Origin of the sequence: Hymenobacter crusticola, from assembly GCF_002154225.1 — a bacterium.
GTDB lineage: Bacteria > Bacteroidota > Bacteroidia > Cytophagales > Hymenobacteraceae > Hymenobacter > Hymenobacter crusticola.
Genome location: NZ_MTSE01000007.1, coordinates 192,987 through 218,045 on the forward strand (window position 1 = coordinate 192,987; position 25,059 = coordinate 218,045).

Below are 25,059 nucleotides of genomic sequence, written 5' to 3' on the forward strand. Positions count from 1 at the left end.
AAATGCTTCAGGTAGTGTCAAACGGTTTTTCTATTGTGTTATGCACCTATAATGGTTATAACCGTTTAAAGCCAACTTTAGAGCATCTTGCTGCTTTACAGCTGCCTGTTGGTCATAATGTGGAGCTTCTGCTGATTGATAATGGGTCAACTGATCAGACCGAAGTTTTTGCTAAACAAGTTTGGGGACAGTTAGGTGCTCCCTATCCCCTGATCGTTTTACCAGAGAGCAGAGCCGGCAAGGGGTATGCAGTCGAGACAGGGTATGACGCTGCTAGCTACTCCTACATTTTGACAGTCGACGATGACAACTGGCTCGACTCACAGTACCTGGTGCAAGCCATCGATTTGTTTTCTGCTCATCCTGACGTGGGTATTCTTCAAGGGATGAGTGAGGGGGTATTTGAAGTTGCCCCTCCTACCTGGGTAAAGGAGAATGAACTATACTTCATCATTGGCTCCCCCGTGGAAAAGGCAGGGTATTACCCCAAGAATAATTTTGATGTTTGGGGAGCGGGAATGGTATTTAAGCGGCAGGATTGGGTCTATCTACGCCAAAACGGTTTCGCATTTCTGACTAGCAAGCTAGCAGGGAAGGCTGCTGGAGAGGATACTGAGTTAGCGCTAGCCTTAATTATTCTGGGTCGCAAGGCTTACTATTCCCCAGGCCTCAAGTATCGGCACTTCATGCCGGTTGAAAGAATTACCTGGAACAAACTTAAAAGTAACTTTGAGGTGCTAGGGTATGTAAGCTACTTTATGGCGCTTTACAAAGTAGCAGTAAAAGCGAACAGAGAGCATAAGATAGTACGAAAGTACACCGCTCAAAAGCAGGTGCTATCTGCGATTCTGAAGTATGGATCGTACATGACAACGAAGCAGCACCTGGCATACTGGCTGAAGCCGAGAGAAGAGCATTATCAATTGATGCTTGCAAAGTTTTACTCTCAGCTGAAGTGGTATTATCAATTGTCAAATCATATAATGCGGGATGTCAGCCATATTCAAAAGTGGATGGTGCCTTTGTTAGATGAAAATAAGGATTTCGACTGGCCTTGGTAAAAAGAAGTTGTCTGTTCTCTGCTGCTGTCTGAATGAGCACACTAGTATCCGTCATTATGCCCGCTTACAATGCGGGGCATTATATTGCTCAGTCGATTGAAAGTGTACTGGCGCAGCTATATACCCACTGGGAGTTAATCGTAGTGGATGATGGATCCACGGATGCCACCCGCACCATAGTAGAAGAATATTGCCACCAAGACCCACGCATCAAATACGTATACCAGACAAATGCCCGCCAAGGACGGGCTCGTAACAATGGTATTGCTAAGGCATCGGGTGAGTATATCGCCTTCTTGGACGCAGACGATTTGTGGCTGCCAACCAAGCTAAGTGTCCAGGTGCAAGCGCTAGAGGCAGAGGAAGCTGATTTGGTATTCTCGAATACCTACGTCTTTCATGATGAGCTAACACTTAATGATTCAACCAAGACGATGCAGTCAGTTCCTGGGCTCTACGTCGGAGAAGCAGGATTACAGGTGCTGTTGCAGTATAACAGTATCCCTATTCTGACGGTGCTAGCTACGCGTAGCGCAATTGAGCGTGCGGGTGGCTTTACCGAACTACTTCCTATTCAAAATGCTGAGGATTATCATTTATGGCTGAAGATGCTGCTGACAGGCAGTAAGCTGGTATGCATACCCGGCATCTATTCAGCTTATCGCGAGCATGGCGCTTCCGTATCTAGCACAAATACAGGTCGTTTTAATTTAACCCAGGCAGTTGAGGCGCTATCCGATTTGTACTTTGCTTATCCTGCCAAGCGCCAGCTGCTAAAAGCCGGTTTAGTGTTCAATATCAAGAGAAGTCTGGATCAGCTTACCTTAGATGATCCGAAGTTCCCCTTTGTCATAGCTACCTACCTCCGTGCTTCCGATAAGCGTAAGTTCGGAGTTGTGTTCTCGTTACTGGAGCTAGCAAAGCTACGGCGGCTATCCCTGAAGGCGCTGTATTTCGTGCTGAACTATCTGTAAACAGCCAGGGGCTTAGCCTAACAAGTGTGAGGCTAGCGCATCAGAGTAGGGAGGGAAAGCACCAGGACACAATGCTTCCCTGTATCTTTGCAGGAAAGTGTAAGGGTTGATGAGGATATTAATTTCTACATGGTCGTTGCAGGTAGGTGGGGGAGAGGTGCTAGCTATGAATTTAGCGGCAGAGTTAGTAAGCCGTGGCCACGAAGTAGTCTTATTTAACCAAAGAGCCGAGTTGATTGATGATGCACTGGTACAGCGCCTACTGCCGGCTCAGGTGAAGGTGCTGTCAATGGCGGATAATCCTCTCGGCAGCTATTGGGCTTACAAGGTAAATGCACTGCAAGGAGCATTGGGCAAAGCGGCTACATTTTACGAGCAACGCCAACAAGCATACCTAGGCGCCTGCCTGCGACGCTACCGGATCGAGTTAGTTAGCAGCCACGCAACTTATTCGGATCGTATATGTGCTCCAGTTGTGCACGGGCTTGGGATACCACTAGTCATAACTGAGCATGGTGAATACAGTCGCTTTATACAGGAGGGACGTCGTGATTTTGTGGACACACTGCGTGCCTCCAGTCGAATCCTAACTGTTTCGAAGTACAACCAGCAAATAATACAACAAACATTTACGGACCTTCCGTGCGTGCAGACGGTTTACAATGGCGTTAGGACGGACAGTAAGCACACGGCAGCGGGAATGAGGCAACGTTTGTCGTTGCCCCCAGACGCCTTTGTTTTTGGAATGGTAGCGCGGGGCATCAAGGAAAAGGGATGGGAGCAAGCTATACAAGCTTTCCAACAGTTCTGCGGTTTTGTATCACAGCGCCCAGCTTATCTGGTGTTCATTGGAGGGAGCGATTATTTGCAACACCTACAAGATACTTACGCTACTGACACAAATATTGTCTTCGTTGGGCAAGTACCTGACCCAGATTTTTATATCGCAGGTTTCGATGTTGGCCTGTTACCTACTCACTTCCAAGCGGAAGCATTGCCACTAGCCATTATTGAGTATATGATAAGTGGCAAACCTGCCATTGCCACTCGTATAGGTGGTATAGCAGAGTTGTTGGAGCCGATTTCTGGTTCTGCAGGGCAATTGATTGAACTAAACTCGGTTACTCATACGTCTGATGTCAAAATGTTGGCTCATGCAATGAGACGCTATTATGCAGAACCAGATCTATATAATAGGCATGCGCATAATGCCCAGCAGGCTAGCCGACAGTTTACTATGCAAACTTGTGCCGCACAATACGAGCAAGCGTTTCAGCAGGTATTAGCCATCCAAGCCTAGTAGCTACTAATGAGGATTCTTGTTTCTGTTTTGTGTTTAGAGAAGGCTGGTTCGCACGTGCTTGCGTTGTCGTTAGCTTCCGCCATGGCCGAACGTGGCCATCAGCTATTCTTATTCAATCAGGGAGAACAGCTGGTGGATAGCGGCATGGTAGCACAGTACCTACGACCTGAAATTCCAGTAATCGGAATGGATAGCTATCCGGTGCTCAATGCATTCTGCTGGAAGTTGAACGGCTTACTAAAACGGTTGGGCGTAAAAGCATCTTTTCATGAGTATTGTAAAACGCTTCTTCTATTTTATGTAGTAAGACGATACAAGATTGATTTGGTGCATAGCCATGAGCTTCTGGTTGGAACCTCCAGGTTGGTACAGCTGAGTCGTCGCATTCCACTGGTTGTTACAGATCATGGCGGGTACTCCATGCTTATCAAAATGGGGGATCGGTCATTTACGCCTTATGCCAACTTAGGAAGCGCCATTGTTGCAGTATCTGAGTACTCCCGCCACTTGCTCGAGCAGGATGCGTCGGACGTGGCGGTTGATAGTGAAGCACTAAAGAAAACAGGAGCAAGAATTATTGCCGCAGACTTTCAGGCGGAAGCTAGTAGCTTACGTCATTCTGGTAAGCTAGTTACCAAGGTCCCGTTGACGGTGCCGGTATACACCATTTATAATGGGGTACAAGTCCATCAGGGTGAGTTGCCAGCGCGTGCTACCATTCGTCAGCGACTAAATATTCCTGCTACGACGCTGGTTTTTGGGATGATCGGACGGGGAACTGCGCAAAAAGGCTGGGAGTATGCACTACGGGCATACATGCAGCTGAAGGAGCAACTTCCCGCTCAACTAATGGCTTTCATTTGCATGGGAGCCGGGCCAGTGCTTGATGAACTACAGAAGCAAGTAGGAGCTAGTCATTCGGACATTCATTTCATCGGCAGCGTTGATGACCCGCACAGTTGGATGCCGGCCTGTGATATAGGGATAATGGCTTCATGTTTCTCCGAAGGCTTACCTTTGTCTATTATCGAGTTCTATGAACATGGCATACCGGTAGTCGCCAGTACTTTAGGCGGGATTCCGGAGATAGTACAGCCTAAAGATGGTACACCGGGCGGTTTGCTGGTATCAATGAACTCCGATGCAACTCCCCGCATTGAGCATCTGGTAGAACAGATGTCGGTTTATGCTACTGATTCAAACTTACGGATACAACATGGGGTAGCAGCTAAGCATATTCGCGAAACGTTTGGAATGGCAGCTTGTGCAGAAAAGTATGAAAGGCTTTTTCAGAAAGTGCTAGCTGAAAAAGACACAAGAAAATAAGCGATTATGATTCAGGTTTCCGTTATAATTATCAACTATAATACATTTCAATTAAGCTGTGAGGCAATTGAATCCATTATTACTTACACGCAGGGCGTGACTTATGAAATTATAGTAGTAGATAATGCCTCCACCGAGTGCGACCCCGGCCGGTTTGTAGAACGGTTTCCTGCGATACGCCTAGTACGTAATCCTGAGAACTCTGGCTTTGCTAAGGGCAACAACCTAGGTATTAAATATGCCCAAGGCGAAACTATTCTGCTCTTCAATAGCGATGCCGCGTTGCTTAATGATGCTCTTACTATAACTTACCAGGCTTTAGCTGCTGATCAGAAAGTAGGTGTGACAACTGGACGGCTCCAATATCCTGATGGGCGGCTGCAATACCAGTGTGGTAGGTTCCCATCCCTAAGTTTGCAGGTAGTGGAGCTACTACGCCTACAAAAGTTAATGAACTCTCGACGACGTAGTCATTTAATGCTAGGCACTTTTTTTGGGCATGAAACAGCTCTAAATCCAGATTGGATCTGGGGCACCTATTTTCATGTTAAGCGGCGTGTTATTGATGAACTACCTGATAGTAAGTTACCAGATGATTTTTTTATGTATGCTGAAGACCTGCAATGGTGTTATGCCATACGTAAGCTAGGATACGAAATTCAGTATTTGCCCGAAGCACGAATTCTTCACCACTTTTCACAGAGCACCCGTCGAGAGAAGAAGCTTAATCAAATGAACATGATTTTGCGCAATGAAGATACTTTTCTGCGGCGTGAGTATGGATCATTAGCTACGGCAAGTTACTATTGTGTCAAAATTGTGAACTTGTTGTTATCAGGTGGTCGCAGCAAAGCAAACCGTCATCTAGCTCAGCAATATGGTCGTCTATTGACTGGCCGGGATCTGCAAGCCCATTCCAATGCTTCTAGCTGATGCGGCAGCCTTATTTCTCGATCATCGTACCCTGTTACAACCGCGCTACTATAATTCTCGACACAGTAGCCTCTATTCTGCGTCAAGAATACTCAGATTTTGAGTTAATCTTGGTCGATGACGGTAGTTGGGATAACACGCGGGAGATAGTAGCAACTATTACAGATTCGCGTGTTCGCTACTTTCATAAGGAAAATGGGGAGCGTGGTGCAGCTCGTAATTATGGTGCTCAACAAGCTCGTGGTCAGTATCTAAATTTCTTCGATTCCGATGATGAGATGTATCCTAATCATCTTCGGGTTGTCAAGGACTTTCTCGATCAGAAAGGGGCAATAGAAATAGTGCATACAGGATACGAAATTGTTGATGCTGTTGGACACGTAGTTTTGGAAGTATGCAACTTTCAACAGAGTACTAACGAAGGTCTCATAGAAAATAACTTCCTGGCCTGTAATACAGTCTTCGTACGTCGTGACATTGCGCTAGCTAACCCATTTGTAGAAGATCGACGGCTGGCATCAGCAGAGGATTGGGAACTATGGCTACGCTTGGCAAGCCAATATTTGTTTCACAGTATTTCTGTCAAAACGTTCTGCCTGCGAGAGCACGAAGGACGCAGTCTTAATACTATTGCGCCCGATGCCATTATTGCCCGTGATGAGCTCTTCGGACAACTCATTCGCCAAAACGCTAGCTTTCGACAGCGTTATCCTCAGCAAGTTAATTACTTTATTGCCAATCGGTATACCTTTATCACCTTAGCGTTGGCATTGTCAAAAAAGCGGCGTTTGGATACGTTATGGTATTTGGGTAAAGCGTTACAAGTAGATCCTTCCGTCATTTGGCGGCGGAGGTTTTTGGCGTCAATAAAGCATTTACTATAGATTAAGTGTTTGTAAAAGTAACTTTTAATTACAAAAAATGATTGATGTGGCTGCTACCGAAGAAGACAAGAAGAATGAAGTCGTTACTACGCCCAAAAAGAAATTTGTAGAAGGTCTTACATTTTTGAGAGGAGTTGCCGCTTTATGCGTTTGCTTATATCATTTTACAGGAGGCGCTTTGCCTAAGATAAGAGACCCTCGAATTGAAATGTTTTTTAGTAACGGGTGGTTAGGTGTAGATATATTCTTTGTGTTGTCAGGATTTATTATTCCTTATAGTCTTCTTGGTAAACAGCACGGAATTAATGGGTTCCTTGCTTATATGAAGAAAAGAGTTGTTAGGATAAATCCTCCAGCATATGTTGCTTTAGCTTTGGTGTTAATGCAAGGTTTTTTCATTGATTATATTATTGCACATAAAGTTGTCTATACTGCGGGAGTTTCTTGGGGGCAGATTTTGAATAATATTCTTTTTACAGTTCCTTTTAGTAAATATAAATGGGTGTTAGGAATATTTTGGACACTCGCAATAGAATTTCAATTCTATATAATAATCGGATTAATTTTTAGAAATTTATTTGAAGATTTTAATGTATATAAATTTGTTATAATTTTTACATTGTTGAATATTATTCAGTATTTGCCATTCCAAAGTAATGAGAATTTCTTTAGATTTAGCTTGTTCTTTGCTCTTGGTGGAACAGCGCTATTGTATTATATTAAGAAAATAAACATAATTGAGTATTTTATATTGCTTCTAATATTTTCCACTATTGCCTATTTTCAGCTTAGTTTTTATATGGCTTTAACTGGATTTGTAAGTGCTATTGTTATTAGTTTTGCTAGGTTCAAGCATCCTGCTTTCGATTTTTTAGGTAAAATATCTTATTCTTTCTATTTGCTTCATGTTCTAATTGGGACTACTTGTGAATACTTTCTCATTAAAATTGTTGACCCTACATCCTTGGTGAATAAGATACTTATTTTAGCTCTATGCTTGCTATTTGCTATACTAGGCTCTTATGTATTTTATCTGGTAATCGAGAAAAAATTCATAGCTTTAGCTAATTCAGTAGGGGTTAGAAAGAATACATAACTATCATTTTATATGATAGGAGAGTTTGTTTATAATCTGTGTACTTGCTATAGTTATATGGTTTAGGTAAGCTGTTTAAATGAATGATTGGGTAGTAATACTTTGATTGTTTTTGTGGTAATTAATATTTTAGTGTATTATTTTATTTTTACTCATCTGTCAAAATAATTTCTTAAACTAAGCTAGGGTGATGGCTTGTGAGATTTCATGAAGAAGGCAAAATTATTAATGGTGATTCCGAACCTAGGTTTAGGTGGTGCTCAGCGTGCCTTTCATGACCATAGCGTAGAGTTGCAGAAACGCTACGAAGTGACGGAGGTTGTGTTCAATTTAGATGAGCCCAACATCTATCCTAGCGGCAACCCCGTGGAAAGCTTGGGAGTGTCTGGTGGTGGAAGTCCCTTTAATAAAGCTTCAAATTTTAGAAAACGAATTGTTCGTCTTCGGGAACTAAAGCAACGTTTGAGTACAGATATCTGCATTAGCCATTTGGAAGGAGCTGACTATATAAATTTGCTAAGCAAGGGGCGTGAGAAAGTTATTTTATTAATTCAGGGGTCCAAAACGCATGATCATAATATTAGCGGCCCTATTGGATGGCTGCGTAAGAAAGGACTCATGCCTTGGCTATATCGAAGGGCCGATCGTATAGTGACGGTAAGTCGAGATATAATCCCGGAAATGGTAGACGAATTTGGCGTATCTCCAGATAAGCTAGTTGCTATCAATAATTCATTTGAGGTGGAACAGGTCCGGGCTGAGTCGCTCGAAACTCTGGACGCTGCTATGCAGGCTGTGTATGCAACAGCTCCAGTATTAGTAACATCTGGACGATTAGCCATACAAAAAAACCAAGCGCCCTTATTAACTATTTTCGCTGAATTGATTAGGCGGCAAACTGCTAAATTGGTTTTTATTGGCGATGGCGATTTACGTAATTCCCTGACTCGTCAGGCACGTGACCTAGGTCTACGCGTGTACGAAGCGTGGGCTGGAGATGTCCTTTCTCCTAACTACGACGTATACTTTATGGGTTTGCAGAAGAACCCATTCAAATACATTCGGCCTGCTAGCTTATTTGTATTTCCCTCATCTTGGGAAGGCTTTCCGCTTGCGCTCGGCGAAGCTATGACTTGTGGGGTAGCTGTAGTAACTACGGATTGTCCAACTGGTCCGCGAGAAATGCTAGCCCCTTCTTCTACTACCCCCGCTACGCCTATTCGCACTGCCGAGGTGGCTGAATACGGAGTATTAATGCCGATGCTTAATAACGTATCTACGTTGAGCGCTGACCAGCAAATATGGGTAGATACGTTAATGCGGTTATTAAATGATGAAACCGAGCGCAAGCGCTTAGGGCAATTGGCACAGCAGCGTTCTGATGATTTCTCGCACACCCGCACCTTCCAGCGTTGGAGCCAAATAATAGATGAAGTTTTAGGTAGCTAATAGTCTTATCATTTGCAGCCTTTATACTTACTGTCATTATTTTAGCTTTTTATTTCAGACTTTGTTGAATTCCAGACCTGTCATTTTTATTGCTGATAATTCAGTGGCGGTGACGGGCGCACTCGTTGCTATTCGTAATGCCTCTGACCAATTAAAAGCGCGATACGAGTTTGTATACATCTTGCCTACTGGGAGTTCAGGTAAGCAAGTGCTAGAGCAAGCTGGCTACCAAGTGCACGAGCTACCGTTTGTAGAAATTAGCCGGCGTAAAACAGCGCTGCTACGCTACGGACCTATGCTCCTACTGAATGGCTGGCGACTGCACAGATTAGCGCAACTTCATAAGGCTAGTATCATCCATCTTAACGACTTCTATAACCTAACGGGCTATGTGGCCAAATTACTTAGCCTAGGTAAGTTGCAAGTTGTGACGCACGTACGGTTTTTGCCGCAGAGCCTGCCGCAGCCATTAGCTCGTACGTGGCGTTGGCTGGCCGAACGGTTTGCTGATCGGGTACTCTGTGTATCTGAAGCCGTGCGGCGTTACTTCAGCGCCACTGACAAGGTACGTGTAGTATTTGATCCTATTCCGACGGCAGAAAAGCATGCTGTGTCGGTTGTGCCGGCGCAGCGTTCGGATAAAACTGTGCAACTGCTGTACTTGAGCAACTATATCCAGGGGAAAGGGCAGAACTTTGCCTTCGAAGCTTTTCGCAAAGCATACATGCGCAATGACCGTTTACGTCTGACGTTTGTGGGTGGCGACATGGGCCTAGAAAAGAACCGGCAGTTCCGGCAGCAGCTAGAGGTACAGGTGCAACAGCACGGGCTAGCCGCCGTAGTGACTTTTGGCGGTTTCGTGACCGACGTAGAAAAGCGTATCAAAGAGGCAGATATCTTGCTGAACTTCTCTGAGTCTGAGTCCTTCTCCCTTACTTGCCTTGATGCTTTGTATTATGGTACGCCTCTCATTGCCACCGATTGCGGCGGACCGGCGGAGCTGTTTGAGCACGGAAAGTCAGGGCTCCTGGTGCCCAACCGGGATGTAGATGCCATGGCAGAAGCCATAGGTAGGTTGGCGGCTGATCCGGCAGAAAGAGCACGATTTGCCGCTGCTGGGAGAGACTATGTGCGGCACAAGTTTCAGCAGGCCACCACGTATGAGAAGTTAGGGCGTATTTATCAGGAATTATTGGGTGCCAAAGCGTAGAACTCGTGTAGGACCGCAATGATTCTTTGCTGATCAGCAAGCGTCAACTCATAGAATAAAGGCAGGCGTACAAGATGATCAGCATAAAAGCTAGCTCTAGTCAACGCACGACCATCATGGCGAGCGTAATAAAAGGGGCTATTGTGAAGCGTCTGATAATGAAAAACCGCTAAAATACGGTGGGTACCTAGGTACTTGATAAGAGCAGTACGCTCCTCCAACGTGCGACATACTACATAGAAGATGTGCCAGTTGTGCCGCGCATAAGCAGGTACCATGGGCAACGCAAAGGCATTGGCAGCTGCCAATGGTACCAAGGCAGTATAGTACTGTTCCCATTGTTGCTGGCGCTGTGCTTGGATGAAAGCTAGGTTTTCGAGCTGTGCCCAGAGATAAGCTGCGTTTAATTCTGAGGCTAGGTAGGAAGAGCCCACATCAACCCACTGGTAACGTGCGGTTTCGCCCCGAAAGTAGGCCGCTCTGTTAGTGCCTTTTTCCCAAATTATCTCGGCCCGTGCTTGAAATTGCTCATCATTAATGGCCAGTAAGCCGCCTTCGCCTGCAATCACATTCTTGGTTTCGTGGAAGGAAAAGGCTGCCAAATGACCGATACTACCTAGGGGGCGCTGTTGGTAATAGCTGTCGATGGCTTGCGCGGCATCTTCTATCACAAACAGATTATAACGTTGCGCTAGCTGCATTACGGCTGCCATGTCGCAGGCAACACCGGCGTAGTGAACGACTACTAGTGCGCGTGTGCGCGGCGTAATTAGCTGCTCAAGTTGCGTAATATCGATATTGGGATGATCGGGTAGGCTATCGGCGAAAACAACATGGGCGCCCCGCAACACAAAAGCATTGGCTGTAGATGTGAAAGTGAACGTAGGAATGATTACCTCATCACCAGGCTGAATGTCAAGTAGCAACGCGGCCATTTCCAAGGCTGCCGTCCCGCTCGTAGTAAGCAGCGCTTTGCGAACACCGTATCGTTGTTCAAAAAACTGTTGGCACTGTTGGGTAAACCAACCGTTGCCAGAGAGTTTTCCGTTGCGCAGGGCCTGCTGGATGTAAGCTAGCTCCTGGCCAGAAAGGTACGGTTTGTTGAAAGGGATGGAAGCTAGCACTGGTAGGGGAGAGCAGCTCGCTCGGTGAGGCTGAAAGATGATTCTTGCGAAAGTTACCGACTCCACGACAGTGACGGCATAAGCAGTAGCAAAGCAGAGGAAGGGAAAGCTAGCATAAGCGGAACACCTGCCGCGTTATCTGCCTCGCATTGCCGACCTTTGCAAACTTATTGTTGGCTCTTGCTAGTTCGTTATTCTCTTATGCAGTTGCTTTTTATTGTGCCTTACCCGCCTGGCAAAGCGCCTTCTCAGCGCTTCCGGTTCGAGCAGTACCTTGACTTCTTAACCAAAGCCGGGCACACGTGGCACATGGCCCCGTTTATTTCTGATGCAACCTGGGGCATCTTGTACAAGCCGGGGCATACGCTTGCCAAAGCTAGAGGCATACTTGCCGGCTTTGGCCGACGCTTTTTACTGATGGCTACTGCTGCCAAGTACGATTACATATTTATTCACCGGGAAGCATCACCAATCGGCCCACCTATCTTTGAATGGATCATAGCAAAGATTCTGCGGAAAAAAATTATCTACGATTTCGACGACGCTATTTGGATTCCCAATACATCTGAGGCGAATAAGCTCGTGGCTGGGGTGAAATGGCATCAGAAAGTAGGTAGCATCTGCCGCTGGGCATATAAAGTAAGCTGCGGCAATGCTTATTTGCAGACGTATGCCAAAAGGTTCAACTCGCAGGCTATTGTCAACCCAACCACAATTGACACGGTCAACCTGCATAACCAGGTAAAAAATCAGACGCAGTCAGGCAGGTTTGTTATCGGGTGGACGGGTACGCACTCCACTCTACGCTACATCGAGCAAGTAGTACCGGTACTAACGAAGCTTGAACAAGAATACGATTTTGAATTTCGCGTCATTTCCAATCAACCACCCCAATTACCTCTCAAGTCACTCGTGTACCAGCCGTGGCGAAAAGACACGGAAATAGCCGACTTGCTGGCTTTCAATGTAGGCTTGATGCCCTTAGAAGATGATGCTTGGGCAAATGGAAAATGCGCCTTCAAAGCACTGCAATACATGGCACTCGGCGTTCCGGCGCTTGTGTCGCCCGTTGGTATGAACACAGAAGTCGTAACAGAGGGAGTAAACGGCTATGTGTGTGCCACGCCTGCCGAATGGGAAACGGCGTTACGTGCCCTGCTGCAAGATGCATCCCTGCGCCAGCACCTAGGGCAGGCTGCCCGCGCAACCGTGGAAGCGCGCTATTCTGTAACGGCCAACCGAGGAGTATTTCTCAGCCTGTTCAGCTGAGGCCTTTTGGGCTTCTTTGGTACGGCAGCCTTATACTGCATAATGTAAAGGGCCGATAAGTAAAAGGGCATTAACGGAATCTTATAACGCACCAACGTACCAAAGTTGCCGCTATTAGTGCCTACCCCCACTGCTAATACAATAGAGAAAAGAAAGCAAAACGTCAGAATAGGTTGAGAAGCGATGAGTTTTAAACTTTTAAGTATACCTGTCCGGTAGAATAGCTTTATTGTTAAATACAGGAACAAAGTGGCCTCCAGTGCCGACAGCAGCATGACTGGGTTGCGCGCTTCAAACAAGAAAGGACGAAATAAACTGACAACTACCGCTTGTGGCGCTACTTTAACCATGGAGCCGATAGAACCGTCGAACGTACCAATGTTATAAGCCGAGCCTGTAGCAACCTGCGAGGTCAGATAGGTACTATTGATTCGAGTCCGCTCGCCAATTTTATCTACGTCGTACTTATCATCGCCCGCCGTTAGTTTGGTAGTGCCTAGAAGCGCAGTGGCACCACCTAAAACCAAGAAGAACGGCTTAAGCAGCATGCGTACGCTAGCGGAACGGATACGCTGGTTATTTTCATTGAACACCCAGAGCAATGCTGGCGGTAAAAAGGATAACAGAATGTAAACTTTAACCGAGACAAGGACATAAGCTCCTAGAGCGCCCAGTACACCAGCAAATAGGATGTTTTTCTTCTCGATGGTGGCATGGTAAAAGCCGTAAAAGGTCCAGCCTAGTGCTCCAACACATAGGGAGTCTTTCATCAAGCCAGAACCCCAGAAAAAAACGGAGGGAAGAAAAAATACGGCTAATGCTAGCTTTTGATAAGCTAAGGGAAAAATACGGACAAATGTGATGTAGGTAGCCCACATGCCTGTAAAACTCAAGGCCGCAAACATCAACCCGATTACCGCATAGGTGCAGAAAGAGAAAATAGCAAAAAAGCCGGCCACACGCACAACAAAGTATTCGGTAGAGGAACCGTACCAGTACATCTGCGCAATGTAGCGCGTTAATTCAGGGTCGAATTTGGTGTTGTCGCCGAAAATGAGTTTCAGACCAACAGATGCAGAGTCGCTGAATGCTTGATAAACGACTTTGGTATGAGCGAAATAGTTAAACGTATCTCCACCACCGTAGTAAAACTGATAAATCAAACCTAGGCCAAGAGCACCGACGAACTTGGCAGTGAGTGCAGGGATAAAATACTTTTTCGTGAATTTATTCGTCACTTTTTTCCGTACGGCGAAGGCAATGCCGTAGAAGAGCAACAAGTAAATGGGCGTAAGAAAAAGGTCCTTTAATTCCATACAACAGCACGTAGCGCCCGCTTACTTTTTATTTTTCTTGAGGTAGGCCTTCGCCTCTTTGTATTGCTCTAGGTCGTGGTCGGCGTGGTCTACTACGGCTTGGTAATAGCGCCGCGCTCCTGTTTTATCTTTCTCCCGTTCGGCAAGGCGAGCTAGGTTGAGGTTAGAATAGAGGTAAAAGCCGCCAGCAGTGTCATTGGTGCTTTCGGCAAAAACAATGCAGCGTTGGTAATAGTCCTTTGCTTTCACAAGGTCTTTGTACTTGTTCTGCATCAGCCATCCTAGAAAGTAAGTGGCATAACGGCCACTGATGCCTTCGTAGCCTGGCAAGCCGCGGTTTAGCTTGTCCAGAATCTCGTTGCTTACCCGTTCACATTCGCGAAACTCGCCGTTATTGAAGCACAACAAATCGTAAAAGCGCTGGAAGTACGCATTGTCGGGGTAATGCGTAGCTAGGTAGCGCGAGATAGGCATGGCCAGCGCCGGGTTGTTTTCTTCGTTATTGAGAATACGCATCAGGAAAGTCTTGGCTTCCAGCCCAACGTAAAACCCATTATCCGCCACATTGCGCAGCTGCTGAATACCTAGCTGCTTGTTCCCTTTAGGGAAGAACAGCAATACCGGCTTGAGCAACGGATAGTTTTCTGGAATCCAAACGGCGTAATAATTGAAAAGCGCCTGCCCGAACAGGAATTCTGGGCTGAGGCCGTTGGCTTCCTTGCTCTTATCTAGGTAATCGAGTGATTTTTTGCTGTTGACGGTGGCCTTGCGCCAGTCCTTGCGTTCCGCGTGCAAGCGGGCACTGAACCCATAAGCGGCGGCTAGGAAAAAACAGGCTTCGTAATTCTTATGATCGGCTTCGTAAAGCTTCTCTCCATTCACGATGGCTGTATCCATGTAGGCGAAAAAGATGTTGTCGTACTGCTTCGTCTGCACGTTGCTCGGCACAATTTTCCACCAAGTGCTTAGGCCGAGCAGAAAGTACGGCATAGGATGATGTGAGTAGCGCCGACGCAACGAGCGAAACTGCTTTTCTGCCTTGTCGAACTTAAAGTTGTAGAGGTTCTGTACGGCCCCATCCAACTCCGTTTGAATGTCTTTGTCTAGCAGCAACCACCCTTTTGTGTCGATAGCGCCCGGCATCACATCTACATTCTCGACCTCAATATTGCGCATGGGCGCTTTTTTGGCCGTGTCGGGCTGTTGTGCCAAGGCAGGAATGGACAACAAAGCCAGGAAGAAGACGAAGAAGTTTTTTTGGAGCATGGAGGCGTCTAATTGCGGCCGAACAAGCAACCTTAGCTGCGCGTAAGCCGCCTAACAGAAAGGCTAAAGTATGGCTTTTATCCTAGTATTGAAGTAGTAGACGAACGAGAATGGACCTTTTACGCACCTTGTGTCAGATCGCCGCGCCTTCTGGCAACGAAGCACCCCTGACCAACTTTTTGTTGCAGTATATACGTGAGCAGCAGGCAAGTTGGAAAGCCGAACCGAAAATAGTGTATGATGAGCGTTTTCAGGATTGCATAATACTCGTTTTCGGTAAGCCCCGGACGGCTGTTTTTGCCCACCTCGATAGCATTGGGTTCACGGTGCGCTACGGGCGCCAACTTGTGTGTATTGGTGGTCCGCGCACAGAGCCTGGCTACCGGTTGGTGGGCCAAGATGGGCACGGGCCCGTGGAGTGTACTCTTACTGTAGAAAGGCAAACCGGTGAGCTAGGTTATGAGTTCACCCGCGATATTGAACGCGGTACGGAGCTCACCTTTTACTGCGATTTTCGCGAAACGGCGGATACGGTGCAGTCCTGCTACCTCGACAATCGCCTGGGGGTGTGGAATGCCCTGCGCCTGGCCGAAACGCTCACCGATGGCATCATTGCGTTTGGCTGTTGGGAAGAGCACGGTGGTGGCTCGGTGGCTTACCTAGCGAAGTACATCTACGAAGAATATGGGGTACGGCAGGCCCTTATCTCGGATATTACTTGGGTAACCGAGGGAGTACGCCCCGGCGCTGGGGTCGCAATTTCACTTCGCGACTCGCTCATTCCACGGCGCTCCTACGTCGACCGGATTCGCGCTATTGCTGGAGCTTCGGGTATTCCGCATCAGTTGGAAGTAGAAGGTGGGGGCGGTTCCGACGCCAAGGAGCTTCAGCACAGCGCGTACCCCTGGGATTGGTGCTTCGTGGGTGCTCCGGAAGACAACGTCCACTCTCCCGACGAAATAGTGGACAAACGGGACATTGCCAGTATGCTTGCTTTATATCAGGTGTTAATGCGAGAATTATAGCCTGCTTGGCCGGGCGTAGCAGCACAAAGCTAGGTGCCACGACGAAGAATCTGGAAGGCAGCTCAAAAAGGCTGAAAGTAGTTGGGTAGTAGGGGGTTGACATTGCGGTTAAAAGGTCTATTTTACCAGCCTCAACCCATTCTTCTCCAAACTCCCACCTTCTTACTTTCAGCGCTTATGATGAGTATTCTCTACGTTGCGCCGGCGCTTGGCGTGCTGGCCTTGCTTTACACGTGGCTTCGGGCGGGCTGGGTGGCCCGGCAAGACGCTGGCAATGAGCACATGCAAACCATTGCCGGCTACATCGCCGATGGAGCTATTGCTTTCCTTAGGGCCGAATACCGCATTTTGGCGTTGTTTGCCCTTATTGCGTGCGCTTTTTTAGGATATCTAGGTAGCACCGGCGAAAAATCCAGCCCCATCATTGTCATTGCATTTCTTATTGGCGCTGTATTCTCTGCCTTAGCCGGTTTCATCGGGATGAAAATTGCCACGAAGGCTAACGTGCGCACAGCTCAAGCAGCCCGCACGAGCTTGGCGCAGGCATTGAACGTGTCGTTTTCGGGCGGATCGGTGATGGGCATGGGCGTGGCCGGTTTGGCAGTACTGGGGCTAGGTTCTCTGTTCATTGTGTTCTACAACTTGTTTGTGGTCAACGTAGGAGCGGGGGCCAATGGCATCGAGATGGAAAAGGCGCTGGAAGTGCTGACGGGTTTTTCGTTGGGCGCCGAGAGCATTGCTTTGTTTGCGCGCGTAGGAGGTGGTATTTACACCAAAGCTGCCGACGTAGGCGCCGACCTTGTGGGCAAAGTGGAAGCCGGCATTCCCGAAGATGATCCGCGCAACCCGGCCACTATTGCCGATAACGTAGGCGACAACGTAGGCGACGTAGCCGGTATGGGTGCCGACCTGTTTGGGTCCTATGTGGCAACTATTTTGGCGACCATGGTGCTCGGGCGTGAAGTGGTAGCCGTCGGCGACAAGTTCAACGGGTTATCGCCCATCTTGTTGCCAATGGTCATAGCTGGTGTTGGCATCATCTCCTCCCTAATTGGCGTGCTGATGGTGCGGGTAAAGGAGGGTGGCAACGTGCAAGCGGCGCTGAATTTTGGCAACTACGTTTCGGTGCTGCTTACGGCGGCTTCGTCCTTCTTTTTGGTGCGCTGGATGTTGCCCCCCGGCGACCTGATCATCGGGCGGTCTGGGGCCGTGCCTTTCACGTCGCTCGACGTCTTTTACGCCATCATTGTTGGGCTGATCGTTGGGACGCTGATGAGCATTATCACCGAGTATTACACCGCCATGGGCAAGCGGCCCGTGCTGAGCATTGTGCGGCAAAGCAGCACTGGACACGCTACGACGGTCATCGGGGGGCTAGCTGTGGGCATGGAATCGACGGTGCTGCCGATTCTGGTGCTAGCCGCTGGCATTATTCTATCGTTTCAGTTTGCTGGGCTTTATGGGGTAGCCATTGCTGCCGCGGGCATGATGGCTACGACAGCCATGCAACTCGCCATTGATGCTTTTGGACCCATTGCCGATAACGCTGGCGGCATTGCCGAAATGAGTGAGTTGCCTAAAGAGGTGCGCGAGCGAACCGACATTCTGGACGCCGTTGGCAACACCACCGCTGCTACGGGAAAAGGCTTCGCTATTGCCTCCGCGGCCCTTACTTCCCTAGCTCTGTTTGCGGCCTTTATGGGCACGGCCAATATTGCGCGCATCGATATCAGCAACGCACGCGTATTGGCGGGCTTGTTTGTGGGGGCCATGATTCCTTTCATCTTCTCGGCTCTCGCTATTTCGGCGGTGGGGCGCGCAGCCATGGCCATGGTGCAGGAAGTACGCCGGCAGTTTCGCGAAATTCCGGGCATCATGGAGGGAACCGGCCGACCGGAGTACGAGAAGTGCGTGGCTATTTCGACGCAGGCCGCTATTCGAGAGATGATGCTGCCAGGCGCTATTGCGCTCGTCGTGCCGATTATTATTGGCTTCACGATGGGCCCCGAAGTGCTAGGTGGAACGCTGGCCGGCGTAACGGTGTCGGGCGTGCTCATGGCTATGTTCCAAAGCAACGCGGGTGGCGCCTGGGATAACGCCAAGAAGTCGTTTGAAAAAGGCGTGCTGATTGATGGGAAGATGGAATACAAAGGGTCCGACGCGCACAAAGCCTCCGTCACTGGCGACACCGTCGGCGACCCCTTCAAGGACACGTCGGGCCCTTCTATGAATATTCTGATCAAGCTGATGTCTATCGTGTCGCTGGTAATCGCCCCGCATATTGCCGCGCCCGATAAAGCCATGGCGCCAGTGCCAACGCATCAAACACAGCAGTGGGCCGCAACTAATTCTCTTCCGGCGCCAGCCCCAGTGGAGCTAGCAAAAAGGCAGGCCGCTACGCAACTGCTACTGCGTTGAAGCACGGCCTAGGTACTATTACCTAGCTTTGTGGCTGCTAAAGCTGCTCCTCCGCACCGGAGGGGCAGCTTTTTTGTACTACCTTTGACGTCTTCATTACCAGAGCTCAACCAAACCCGGATGTCGCCGTCTACTATCTCACTGCACGACAAGCAATTCACTCCTTACTTGCCGGCTACTCAAATACTAGGTGCGGTGCGTACGATTGCGACGCGCCTCAACCAAGATTACGCTGGGCAGCGTCCGTTATTTTTGGTGGTTCTGAACGGCTCCTTCATGTTTGCCGCCGACTTAATGAAGGAAATGACCATTGAGTGCGAAGTAACCTTCATCCGGGTAGCTTCTTACCAAGGCACTACCAGCAGCGGCGAAGTAAAGGAAATCATGGGCTTGCAGGAAGAAATAGCTGGTCGCCACCTGATTATTGTCGAGGATATCGTTGATACAGGGCACACCATGCAAGAGTTGCTGCAACAATTGCAAGCCAAGCAACCTGCCTCATTGGAAGTCGCCACCTTGTTCACGAAGCCCGAGTGCCTGCAGCATGAGCTAGCCCTGCGCTACATTGGCCTTGAGTTGCCCAACGAATTTATTGTTGGCTATGGCCTTGATTACGATGGGCTAGGCCGCAACTACCCCGATGTGTACAAGGTGTTGTAGGGCAACATCGTACAGCACAACGCCCTCTTCGTAGAATTTTGATTGCGGTAGTTTTAGTATCTTTTCACAACCCAGCCCACTTTCTCTCGCGCAACGTTTTACTATTATGTTGAATATCGTGCTCTTCGGCCCTCCCGGTGCCGGTAAAGGAACGCAAAGCCAAAACCTGATTGCCCGCTACAACTTGGTGCATCTGTCGACGGGTGATTTGCTGCGTTCCCAAATTGCGCAAGGGACCGAGCTAGGTCTGCGCGCCAAGCGCCTGATGGACGAAGGCTTACTAGTACCCGATGAAGTTGTCATTGGGATGATCGAAAGTCAGTTAGCAAACAACACCAAGGCCAACGGCTTCATCTTCGATGGCTTCCCCCGTACGGTGGCGCAAGCGGAAGCCCTTGACGCGCTTACGCAGCGTTACGACACTGGCATTTCCTGCATGATTGCGCTGGAAGTGGCTGAGGAAGAGCTCGTAAAACGCCTGCTAGAGCGTGGCAAAACCAGCGGCCGCCCCGATGATCAGGACGAAACCAAAATTCGCCGCCGCGTGACGGTTTACAACACGGAAACCGCGCAAGTTGCTGGCTACTATGCAGAACAAGGGAAATTCCATTCGCTGAACGGCATTGGGGCTATCGATGAGATCTTCCAGCAAATCAGCGAGATTATCAACAAGCACCAGCCCACAACATCCGTTGCGGACGGGCAACAAGCCACTGACGAAGTAAAAGCGTAACTTTGCGGCTATAACCGCATACAGCTGTCATCCTGACGAAGGAAGGACCTTATCACGTAAGAACGGTTGTTACCAACAACTCGTTTTCACCTGATAAGGTCCTTCCTTCGTCAGGATGACAGCCGTTTTTAGCCTTGGCGGAAAAGCTAGGTCTGTCCTTCCGCGCAGGCGAGGTAAGCTGAGTTGTTCTGCCAGGCTCTGGCTTTTAACTCAGATCCTTCGCCTTATTGTCAAGGACTGCTTACAATCAACTCTCAACCTTCAACACTTCCAAGAAAGTGGCTTCTAATAACTTCATTGACTACGTTAAAGTCTGCTGCCGCTCCGGGCGGGGCGGGGCAGGTTCGCACCACTTTTTTCGTGCCAAAGGGCTACCCAATGGTGGGCCTGATGGCGGCGACGGCGGCCGGGGAGGCCACATCATCCTAGAAGGCGACTCGCAACTCTGGACCTTGCTGCACTTGCAGTATCAGAAACACGTGATTGCCGGCCACGGTCAGGGCGGCGGCGAAAACCTGCGCAGTGGTGCCCAAGGAGAAGATGTGATTCTGCACGTGCCCCTCGGTACCATTGCCCGCGATGCCGAAACAGGCGAGAAGAAAGTAGAAATAACCGAGCACGGCCAACGTGTAATTCTGACGCCTGGTGGCCGCGGTGGCCTTGGCAACGACCATTTCAAAACGGCTACCAACCAAGCGCCGCAATACGCCCAACCCGGCGAGCCCGGTATTGAAGAATGGGTGGTATTGGAGCTGAAGCTACTGGCAGACGTCGGCTTAGTCGGCTTCCCGAACGCGGGCAAAAGTACACTGCTCTCGGTAGTATCGGCCGCTAAGCCAAAGATTGCCGACTACGCCTTTACCACGCTGGTGCCCAACCTAGGTGTGGTGGCCTACCGCGACTACAAGTCGTTTGTGATGGCCGATATTCCGGGCATCATCGAAGGGGCAGCAGAAGGCCGGGGCCTCGGTACGCGCTTTCTCAAGCACATTGAGCGCAACTCTATGCTTCTCTTCATGATTGCGGCTGACAGCGACGATATTGCCGCTGAGTATCAAGTGCTGATCAGTGAGCTAGAGCAGTTTAACCCAGAATTGCTGGAGAAACGCCGGGTACTCGCTATTACGAAGGCGGATCTGATCGACGACGAGTTAGAAGCCGAGATGCGAGTCACGCTGCCGGCGGATGTGCCGAGCGTCTTTATTTCTAGCCTGACTAATAAGAATATTCAGCCCCTAAAAGATATGATCTGGAAGGCGCTGCATGAGTAAGGAAACCTAGGTTATTGTCTGGCGCAAAGCGGAGAGTACTTCTTCTGGATTTTGCTGCGTGTAGTAGCGAAAGTGCAGTTGAAGCGCCTTCTTCTTAACTGGCAAAGCCGATAACTCGCTCGACAAAAAAACGGGCCGTTGCCACTGTTGGGCCAGTACTACTATTGGCTTTCCTTGCAGCTCCGCTACCCAAGTAGCCTTGCCGCCCGCAATAGAAGCTAGGTAAGATTGAGCGACCACAAGCTGTAGAACCTCAGGCAAGGTGGTACTATCCGGTACGATAAAGCGGGAGCTAGTTAGATCGTCGCTGGCGGCTACACTGTCGCGCGTTAGATGGATAGTCATTTCGGAATGGGTTAGCCTACGACGAAGCTTATATAATGACGCGACTTGACGCTACCTCGTCTGAACTAACTACTGTGCTTGTAGGTTTCCGTGCCACAATGGCAGCAACCTAGCCTTTGGCAAACTCCTTGCCCGCACCCCTTTGCCAATCGGCTAAAAATCAGTGAAAAACCCGTTTCGACGACTTTTTGATAAAATGGCTGACGAGAACAACGTACCCCAGGATGACAACCTGACCGCCGACACCGACCACGTAGCTGGCGAAGTGACGGATACAGCCGCCGCTGAAAGTGGCGCTCCGCAAGCGGAGGCCTCTAAAACCAACGCAGAGCTAGCTGAACTGAAAGACAAGTACTTGCGTTTGGCGGCTGAGTTTGATAATTACAAGCGCCGCACCGCCAAGGAACGTCAGGATTTATTCAAGACGGCTAACCAAGAGCTAATGCAGGTGTTGCTGCCAATAATCGATGATTTTGAGCGTGCGCGCACCCATACGCAGTCTTCCGAAGACGTGAACGTGGTGCGTGAGAGTGTCGATATCATCTACAACAAGATGCTCAAAACGCTTCAACAGAAAGGGCTCACCCCGATGGAAACAAAGGGTGGCGCATTCGATCCTGATCTGCATGAGGCAATTACCCAGATTCCGGCTCCCTCGGAAGAGCTGAAAGGCAAGGTAGTTGATGAGGTAGAAAAAGGCTATTACCTAGGTGACAAGGTCATTCGCCACGCGAAAGTGGTGCTAGGCAGCTAGGCTAGTATTGAGTAGTTGGTATTGAGTAGTAAGCTAGGGGAGGCATTGCCTGCCGGGGCCGCTACAAAATCAGTCAACGAGTCTCAATACTCAATACAAAATACTCTGTACTGAGGAGATATGGCAACGAAGCGAGATTATTACGAGGTGTTGGGCGTGGCGAAAACCGCGTCGGGTGATGAGATTAAGAAGGCTTACCGAAAGGTAGCCATCAAGTTTCACCCCGATAAGAATCCCGACGACCCAACGGCCGAAGAGAAGTTCAAGGAAGCGGCCGAAGCGTACGAAGTGTTGTCGGATAACGACAAGCGCGCCCGCTACGACCGGTTTGGTCACCAGGGTGTGGGCGGCGCGAGCGGCGGTGGACCCAACATGGAGGATATTTTCTCCCAGTTTGGCGATATTTTCGGTGGCGGTGGCTTCGAAGGCTTCTTCGGTGGGCAGGGCCGCTCGGCTGGTGGCCGCCGGGTGAAGAAAGGCTCCAACCTGCGCATCAAGCTCAAACTCGACCTAGAGGAAATAGCCAACGGCGTTGAGAAAAAGATTAAAGTAAAGCGCTACGTAGCGTGCAACACGTGCTCAGGTACCGGCGCCAAGAATGGCACCGAGGTAAAAGAGTGTGGCACCTGCCATGGCCAAGGCCAAGTGAAGCGTGTAGTGAACACCATGCTTGGGCAAATGGTTAGCTCGTCGACTTGCCCCACCTGTAACGGCGAAGGCAAAATCGTGAGCCAGAAGTGCGACGTGTGCCACGGCGAAGGCCGTCAGCTACAAGAGGAAATCATCCCGATCAATATTCCAGCCGGCGTAGTGGACGAAATGACGCTCTCGATGGGCGGCAAAGGCAACTACCCGGAGCGCGGCGGTGTGCCCGGCGACTTGCTCATCCAAATCGAAGAGGAGCCGCACGAGTTCCTGAAGCGCGACGGCAACAACATCATGTTCGATCAGTACATTTCCTTCGTCGATGCGGCCCTAGGCGCTAGCGTCGAGGTGCCTACCATCGAAGGGAAAGTAAAGATCAAGGTGGAACCTGGTACCCAGCCTGGCAAGATTTTGCGTCTGCGCGGCAAGGGCATCAAGGACATCAATGGCTACGGCCGCGGCGATCAACTCATTCATATTAATGTTTGGACGCCGAAGAACGTGAGCGGCGAAGAGCGCGAGTTGCTCGAAAAGCTGCGTAACGCGCAGAATTTCACGCCGAACCCCGGCAAAAATGAGAAGGGCTTCTTCGAGAAAGTGAAGGAGTATTTTCAGTAAGCCTTAGCATTTCGATTGTAGGCAACGCCCGTCTTCCCACAGGAAGGCGGGCGTTGTCGTTTTTGCGAAAGTTTGAGTCAATGGTTACAAGCCCGCTATAAATATTTTTTGCCTATTCTGTAATGCAAAACCTAGGTTGGCGATTCATATCGTGTAAATCCTGACCGCCTCACCTTGCCGCTCGACTCAGCCGCTTTCGTCGCCCTCATCAACGCCCACCAAGCGCTGATTCAGCGCGTGTGCAGATTGTACTGCCAGGGCGCTGACGACCGCCAGGACTTGTACCAAGAAATTGTGTTGCAACTCTGGCGAGCGTATCCGCACTACGAACCGCGGGCGAAGGTTAGCACATGGCTCTACCGTGTGGCGCTGAACGTGGCTATTTCCGACTTGCGCCAGCGTACCCGCAAGCCATCAGCTGCCCGCTTCGGCGACACCATGCCGGACCTAGCCCTGCCGCTCGATGCCGGCCCTGATGCTGACGACCTAGCCCAGCTCTACCGCGCCATCGAACGGCTGTCGGAAGTCGAAAAGGCGTTTGTGCTGCTTTACCTGGAAGAGCGCACTTACGAGGAAATAGCCGACATCCTAGGTATCACGCAAAACAACGTGCGGGTGAAAATGCACCGCGTTCAGGAGAAACTTCGCCAACTGCTAACTCACCCCGCCTGATGGAACTCGATGACTTGCGCCAGCGCTGGCGGCAGCAACCCACTGAACCCACGCCACCCTTGACTTCCGAAGCTATGCAAGCTTATCTCAACCAGGCTGCTAACAGTCCGCTGCTGCGCATCCGCCGCAACGCTCGATACGAAGCAATTTTTACGCTGCTTCTGCTGCCGGTGACTGCTGGGGTATTGTTGTTCGTGCGCGAAACCTATCCGCGGGTGATGGCCCTGTGGTTGATGCTGGTGTGCGTGGGCTTACTGTATTATTTCTATCACAAACTACGGGCGCTCGACCAACTGCGACCCACGGCGCAGGCGCTACAGCAGCAAGTAATACAGCAAACGGCGGGCTTGCGCCATCTGGTGCAGATCTACTACCGTTTCACCATGCTCACGCTCGTTGGTACGTTCGGCATTGGTCTGGTGATGCAGGCGCTGCGGTTTGCGCGAAACGAATACGGCTTAAAGCTAGCCGGCATGCTGATAGTTCTGCTGGCAGCTTACGCGCTCATCGGCTGGTTTACCTACGGGCTGATGCGCCGCTTTACGCACTGGTACCTACAGCGCCTCTACGGCCAGCATATTGACCGCTTAGAGGCCGTTTTGCGCGAGTTGGGGGCCTAAATTTACCGCTTGGGTAAAATCCTGACCTAGATGCCTAGCAAAGTTTCTACATTTAGCACATTCCACTTTTAACGCCTTTCCTGCAAC

General features: G+C 49.5%; 23 protein-coding genes. 19 read left to right on the plus strand and 4 right to left on the minus strand.

The features are described from left to right. Nucleotides 1–2 precede the first annotated feature (2 nt). From BXP70_RS15045 to BXP70_RS15085, 9 genes are all read left to right on the plus strand, one after another. Complete coding sequence (locus BXP70_RS15045; protein ID WP_086594918.1) at nucleotides 3–1,061, plus strand: glycosyltransferase; 1,059 nt, start codon at nucleotides 3–5, stop codon at nucleotides 1,059–1,061. Nucleotides 1,062–1,117: 56 nt separating this feature from the next. Continuing rightward, nucleotides 1,118–2,035 (plus strand): glycosyltransferase family 2 protein, encoded by a 918-nt coding sequence (locus BXP70_RS15050; RefSeq protein ID WP_179197708.1) that lies wholly within the window; start codon nucleotides 1,118–1,120, stop codon nucleotides 2,033–2,035. Nucleotides 2,036–2,144: 109 nt separating this feature from the next. Next, a complete protein-coding gene (locus BXP70_RS15055; protein WP_086594920.1) occupies nucleotides 2,145–3,335 on the plus strand; it encodes a glycosyltransferase family 4 protein in 1,191 nt (396 codons plus the stop codon). Nucleotides 3,336–3,344: 9 nt separating this feature from the next. Next, nucleotides 3,345–4,664 carry a glycosyltransferase family 4 protein gene (locus BXP70_RS15060; protein WP_086594921.1) on the plus strand — a complete coding sequence of 440 codons (1,320 nt, stop codon included), beginning with the start codon at nucleotides 3,345–3,347 and terminating at the stop codon, nucleotides 4,662–4,664. A gap of 6 nt (nucleotides 4,665–4,670) precedes the next feature. Continuing rightward, nucleotides 4,671–5,597, plus strand: a complete 927-nt coding sequence (locus BXP70_RS15065) for a glycosyltransferase family 2 protein (RefSeq protein WP_086594922.1) — start codon at nucleotides 4,671–4,673, stop codon at nucleotides 5,595–5,597. Continuing rightward, on the plus strand, nucleotides 5,597–6,481 hold the full coding sequence (locus BXP70_RS15070; RefSeq protein WP_086594923.1) for a glycosyltransferase family 2 protein: 885 nt from the start codon (nucleotides 5,597–5,599) through the stop codon (nucleotides 6,479–6,481). Before BXP70_RS15065 ends, BXP70_RS15070 begins: the two co-directional genes overlap by 1 nt. Nucleotides 6,482–6,527: 46 nt before the next feature. Then, nucleotides 6,528–7,577, plus strand: coding sequence for an acyltransferase family protein (locus BXP70_RS15075; protein ID WP_218779799.1), 1,050 nt, complete (start codon nucleotides 6,528–6,530; stop codon nucleotides 7,575–7,577). Nucleotides 7,578–7,784: 207 nt separating this feature from the next. Continuing rightward, nucleotides 7,785–9,026 carry a glycosyltransferase gene (locus tag BXP70_RS15080; RefSeq protein WP_086594925.1) on the plus strand — a complete coding sequence of 414 codons (1,242 nt, stop codon included), beginning with the start codon at nucleotides 7,785–7,787 and terminating at the stop codon, nucleotides 9,024–9,026. A gap of 64 nt (nucleotides 9,027–9,090) precedes the next feature. After that, a complete protein-coding gene (locus BXP70_RS15085; protein ID WP_143436518.1) occupies nucleotides 9,091–10,236 on the plus strand; it encodes a glycosyltransferase family 4 protein in 1,146 nt (381 codons plus the stop codon). Here BXP70_RS15085 and rffA read toward each other — a convergent pair. Continuing rightward, entirely contained in the window at nucleotides 10,209–11,360 is a 1,152-nt protein-coding gene (rffA, locus tag BXP70_RS15090) for a dTDP-4-amino-4,6-dideoxygalactose transaminase (RefSeq protein WP_086594927.1), read from the minus strand. The genes BXP70_RS15085 and rffA overlap by 28 nt on opposite strands. A 201-nt stretch (nucleotides 11,361–11,561) precedes the next feature. Between rffA and BXP70_RS15095 the strand changes: the two genes are divergently transcribed. Further along, the gene (locus BXP70_RS15095; RefSeq protein ID WP_086594928.1) at nucleotides 11,562–12,629 is read left to right on the plus strand and encodes a glycosyltransferase family 4 protein; all 1,068 of its coding nucleotides are present in this window, start codon (nucleotides 11,562–11,564) and stop codon (nucleotides 12,627–12,629) included. Here the strand turns inward: BXP70_RS15095 and BXP70_RS15100 are convergent. Beyond that, nucleotides 12,581–13,945: a hypothetical protein gene (locus BXP70_RS15100; protein ID WP_086594929.1), complete on the minus strand. Its 1,365-nt coding sequence runs from the start codon at nucleotides 13,943–13,945 to the stop codon at nucleotides 12,581–12,583. The genes BXP70_RS15095 and BXP70_RS15100 overlap by 49 nt on opposite strands. 21 nt (nucleotides 13,946–13,966) lie before the next feature. Further along, nucleotides 13,967–15,211 (minus strand): tol-pal system protein YbgF, encoded by a 1,245-nt coding sequence (locus tag BXP70_RS15105; RefSeq protein WP_086594930.1) that lies wholly within the window; start codon nucleotides 15,209–15,211, stop codon nucleotides 13,967–13,969. A gap of 110 nt (nucleotides 15,212–15,321) precedes the next feature. Here BXP70_RS15105 and BXP70_RS15110 point away from each other — a divergent pair, with 110 nt between their 5' ends. From BXP70_RS15110 to obgE, 5 genes are all read left to right on the plus strand, one after another. Further along, nucleotides 15,322–16,236, plus strand: a complete 915-nt coding sequence (locus tag BXP70_RS15110; protein WP_086594931.1) for a M20/M25/M40 family metallo-hydrolase — start codon at nucleotides 15,322–15,324, stop codon at nucleotides 16,234–16,236. A 177-nt stretch (nucleotides 16,237–16,413) separates the two neighbouring features. After that, nucleotides 16,414–18,654, plus strand: coding sequence for a sodium-translocating pyrophosphatase (locus BXP70_RS15115; protein WP_086594932.1), 2,241 nt, complete (start codon nucleotides 16,414–16,416; stop codon nucleotides 18,652–18,654). An 84-nt stretch (nucleotides 18,655–18,738) separates the two neighbouring features. Beyond that, entirely contained in the window at nucleotides 18,739–19,314 is a 576-nt protein-coding gene (hpt, locus tag BXP70_RS15120) for a hypoxanthine phosphoribosyltransferase (RefSeq protein WP_317044469.1), read from the plus strand. A 106-nt stretch (nucleotides 19,315–19,420) separates the two neighbouring features. After that, nucleotides 19,421–20,047, plus strand: a complete 627-nt coding sequence (locus BXP70_RS15125) for an adenylate kinase (RefSeq protein WP_086594934.1) — start codon at nucleotides 19,421–19,423, stop codon at nucleotides 20,045–20,047. 278 nt (nucleotides 20,048–20,325) lie between these two features. Then, nucleotides 20,326–21,318: a GTPase ObgE gene (gene obgE / locus BXP70_RS15130; protein ID WP_086594935.1), complete on the plus strand. Its 993-nt coding sequence runs from the start codon at nucleotides 20,326–20,328 to the stop codon at nucleotides 21,316–21,318. Nucleotides 21,319–21,324: 6 nt separating this feature from the next. Here the strand turns inward: obgE and BXP70_RS15135 are convergent, their stop codons facing one another. Continuing rightward, nucleotides 21,325–21,663, minus strand: a complete 339-nt coding sequence (locus tag BXP70_RS15135) for a hypothetical protein (RefSeq protein ID WP_086594936.1) — start codon at nucleotides 21,661–21,663, stop codon at nucleotides 21,325–21,327. A gap of 196 nt (nucleotides 21,664–21,859) precedes the next feature. Here BXP70_RS15135 and BXP70_RS15140 point away from each other — a divergent pair, with 196 nt between their 5' ends. The 4 genes from BXP70_RS15140 (at nucleotide 21,860) to BXP70_RS15155 (ending at nucleotide 24,972) form a co-directional block, all read left to right on the plus strand. Beyond that, nucleotides 21,860–22,417 carry a nucleotide exchange factor GrpE gene (locus BXP70_RS15140; RefSeq protein ID WP_086594937.1) on the plus strand — a complete coding sequence of 186 codons (558 nt, stop codon included), beginning with the start codon at nucleotides 21,860–21,862 and terminating at the stop codon, nucleotides 22,415–22,417. A gap of 120 nt (nucleotides 22,418–22,537) precedes the next feature. Next, on the plus strand, nucleotides 22,538–23,680 hold the full coding sequence (gene dnaJ / locus BXP70_RS15145; RefSeq protein WP_086594938.1) for a molecular chaperone DnaJ: 1,143 nt from the start codon (nucleotides 22,538–22,540) through the stop codon (nucleotides 23,678–23,680). A gap of 174 nt (nucleotides 23,681–23,854) precedes the next feature. After that, nucleotides 23,855–24,352: an RNA polymerase sigma factor gene (locus BXP70_RS15150; RefSeq protein ID WP_086594939.1), complete on the plus strand. Its 498-nt coding sequence runs from the start codon at nucleotides 23,855–23,857 to the stop codon at nucleotides 24,350–24,352. Continuing rightward, nucleotides 24,352–24,972, plus strand: a complete 621-nt coding sequence (locus BXP70_RS15155) for a hypothetical protein (RefSeq protein WP_086594940.1) — start codon at nucleotides 24,352–24,354, stop codon at nucleotides 24,970–24,972. The genes BXP70_RS15150 and BXP70_RS15155 overlap by 1 nt, the downstream gene beginning before the upstream one ends. The last annotated feature ends 87 nt before the right edge of the window (nucleotides 24,973–25,059 follow it).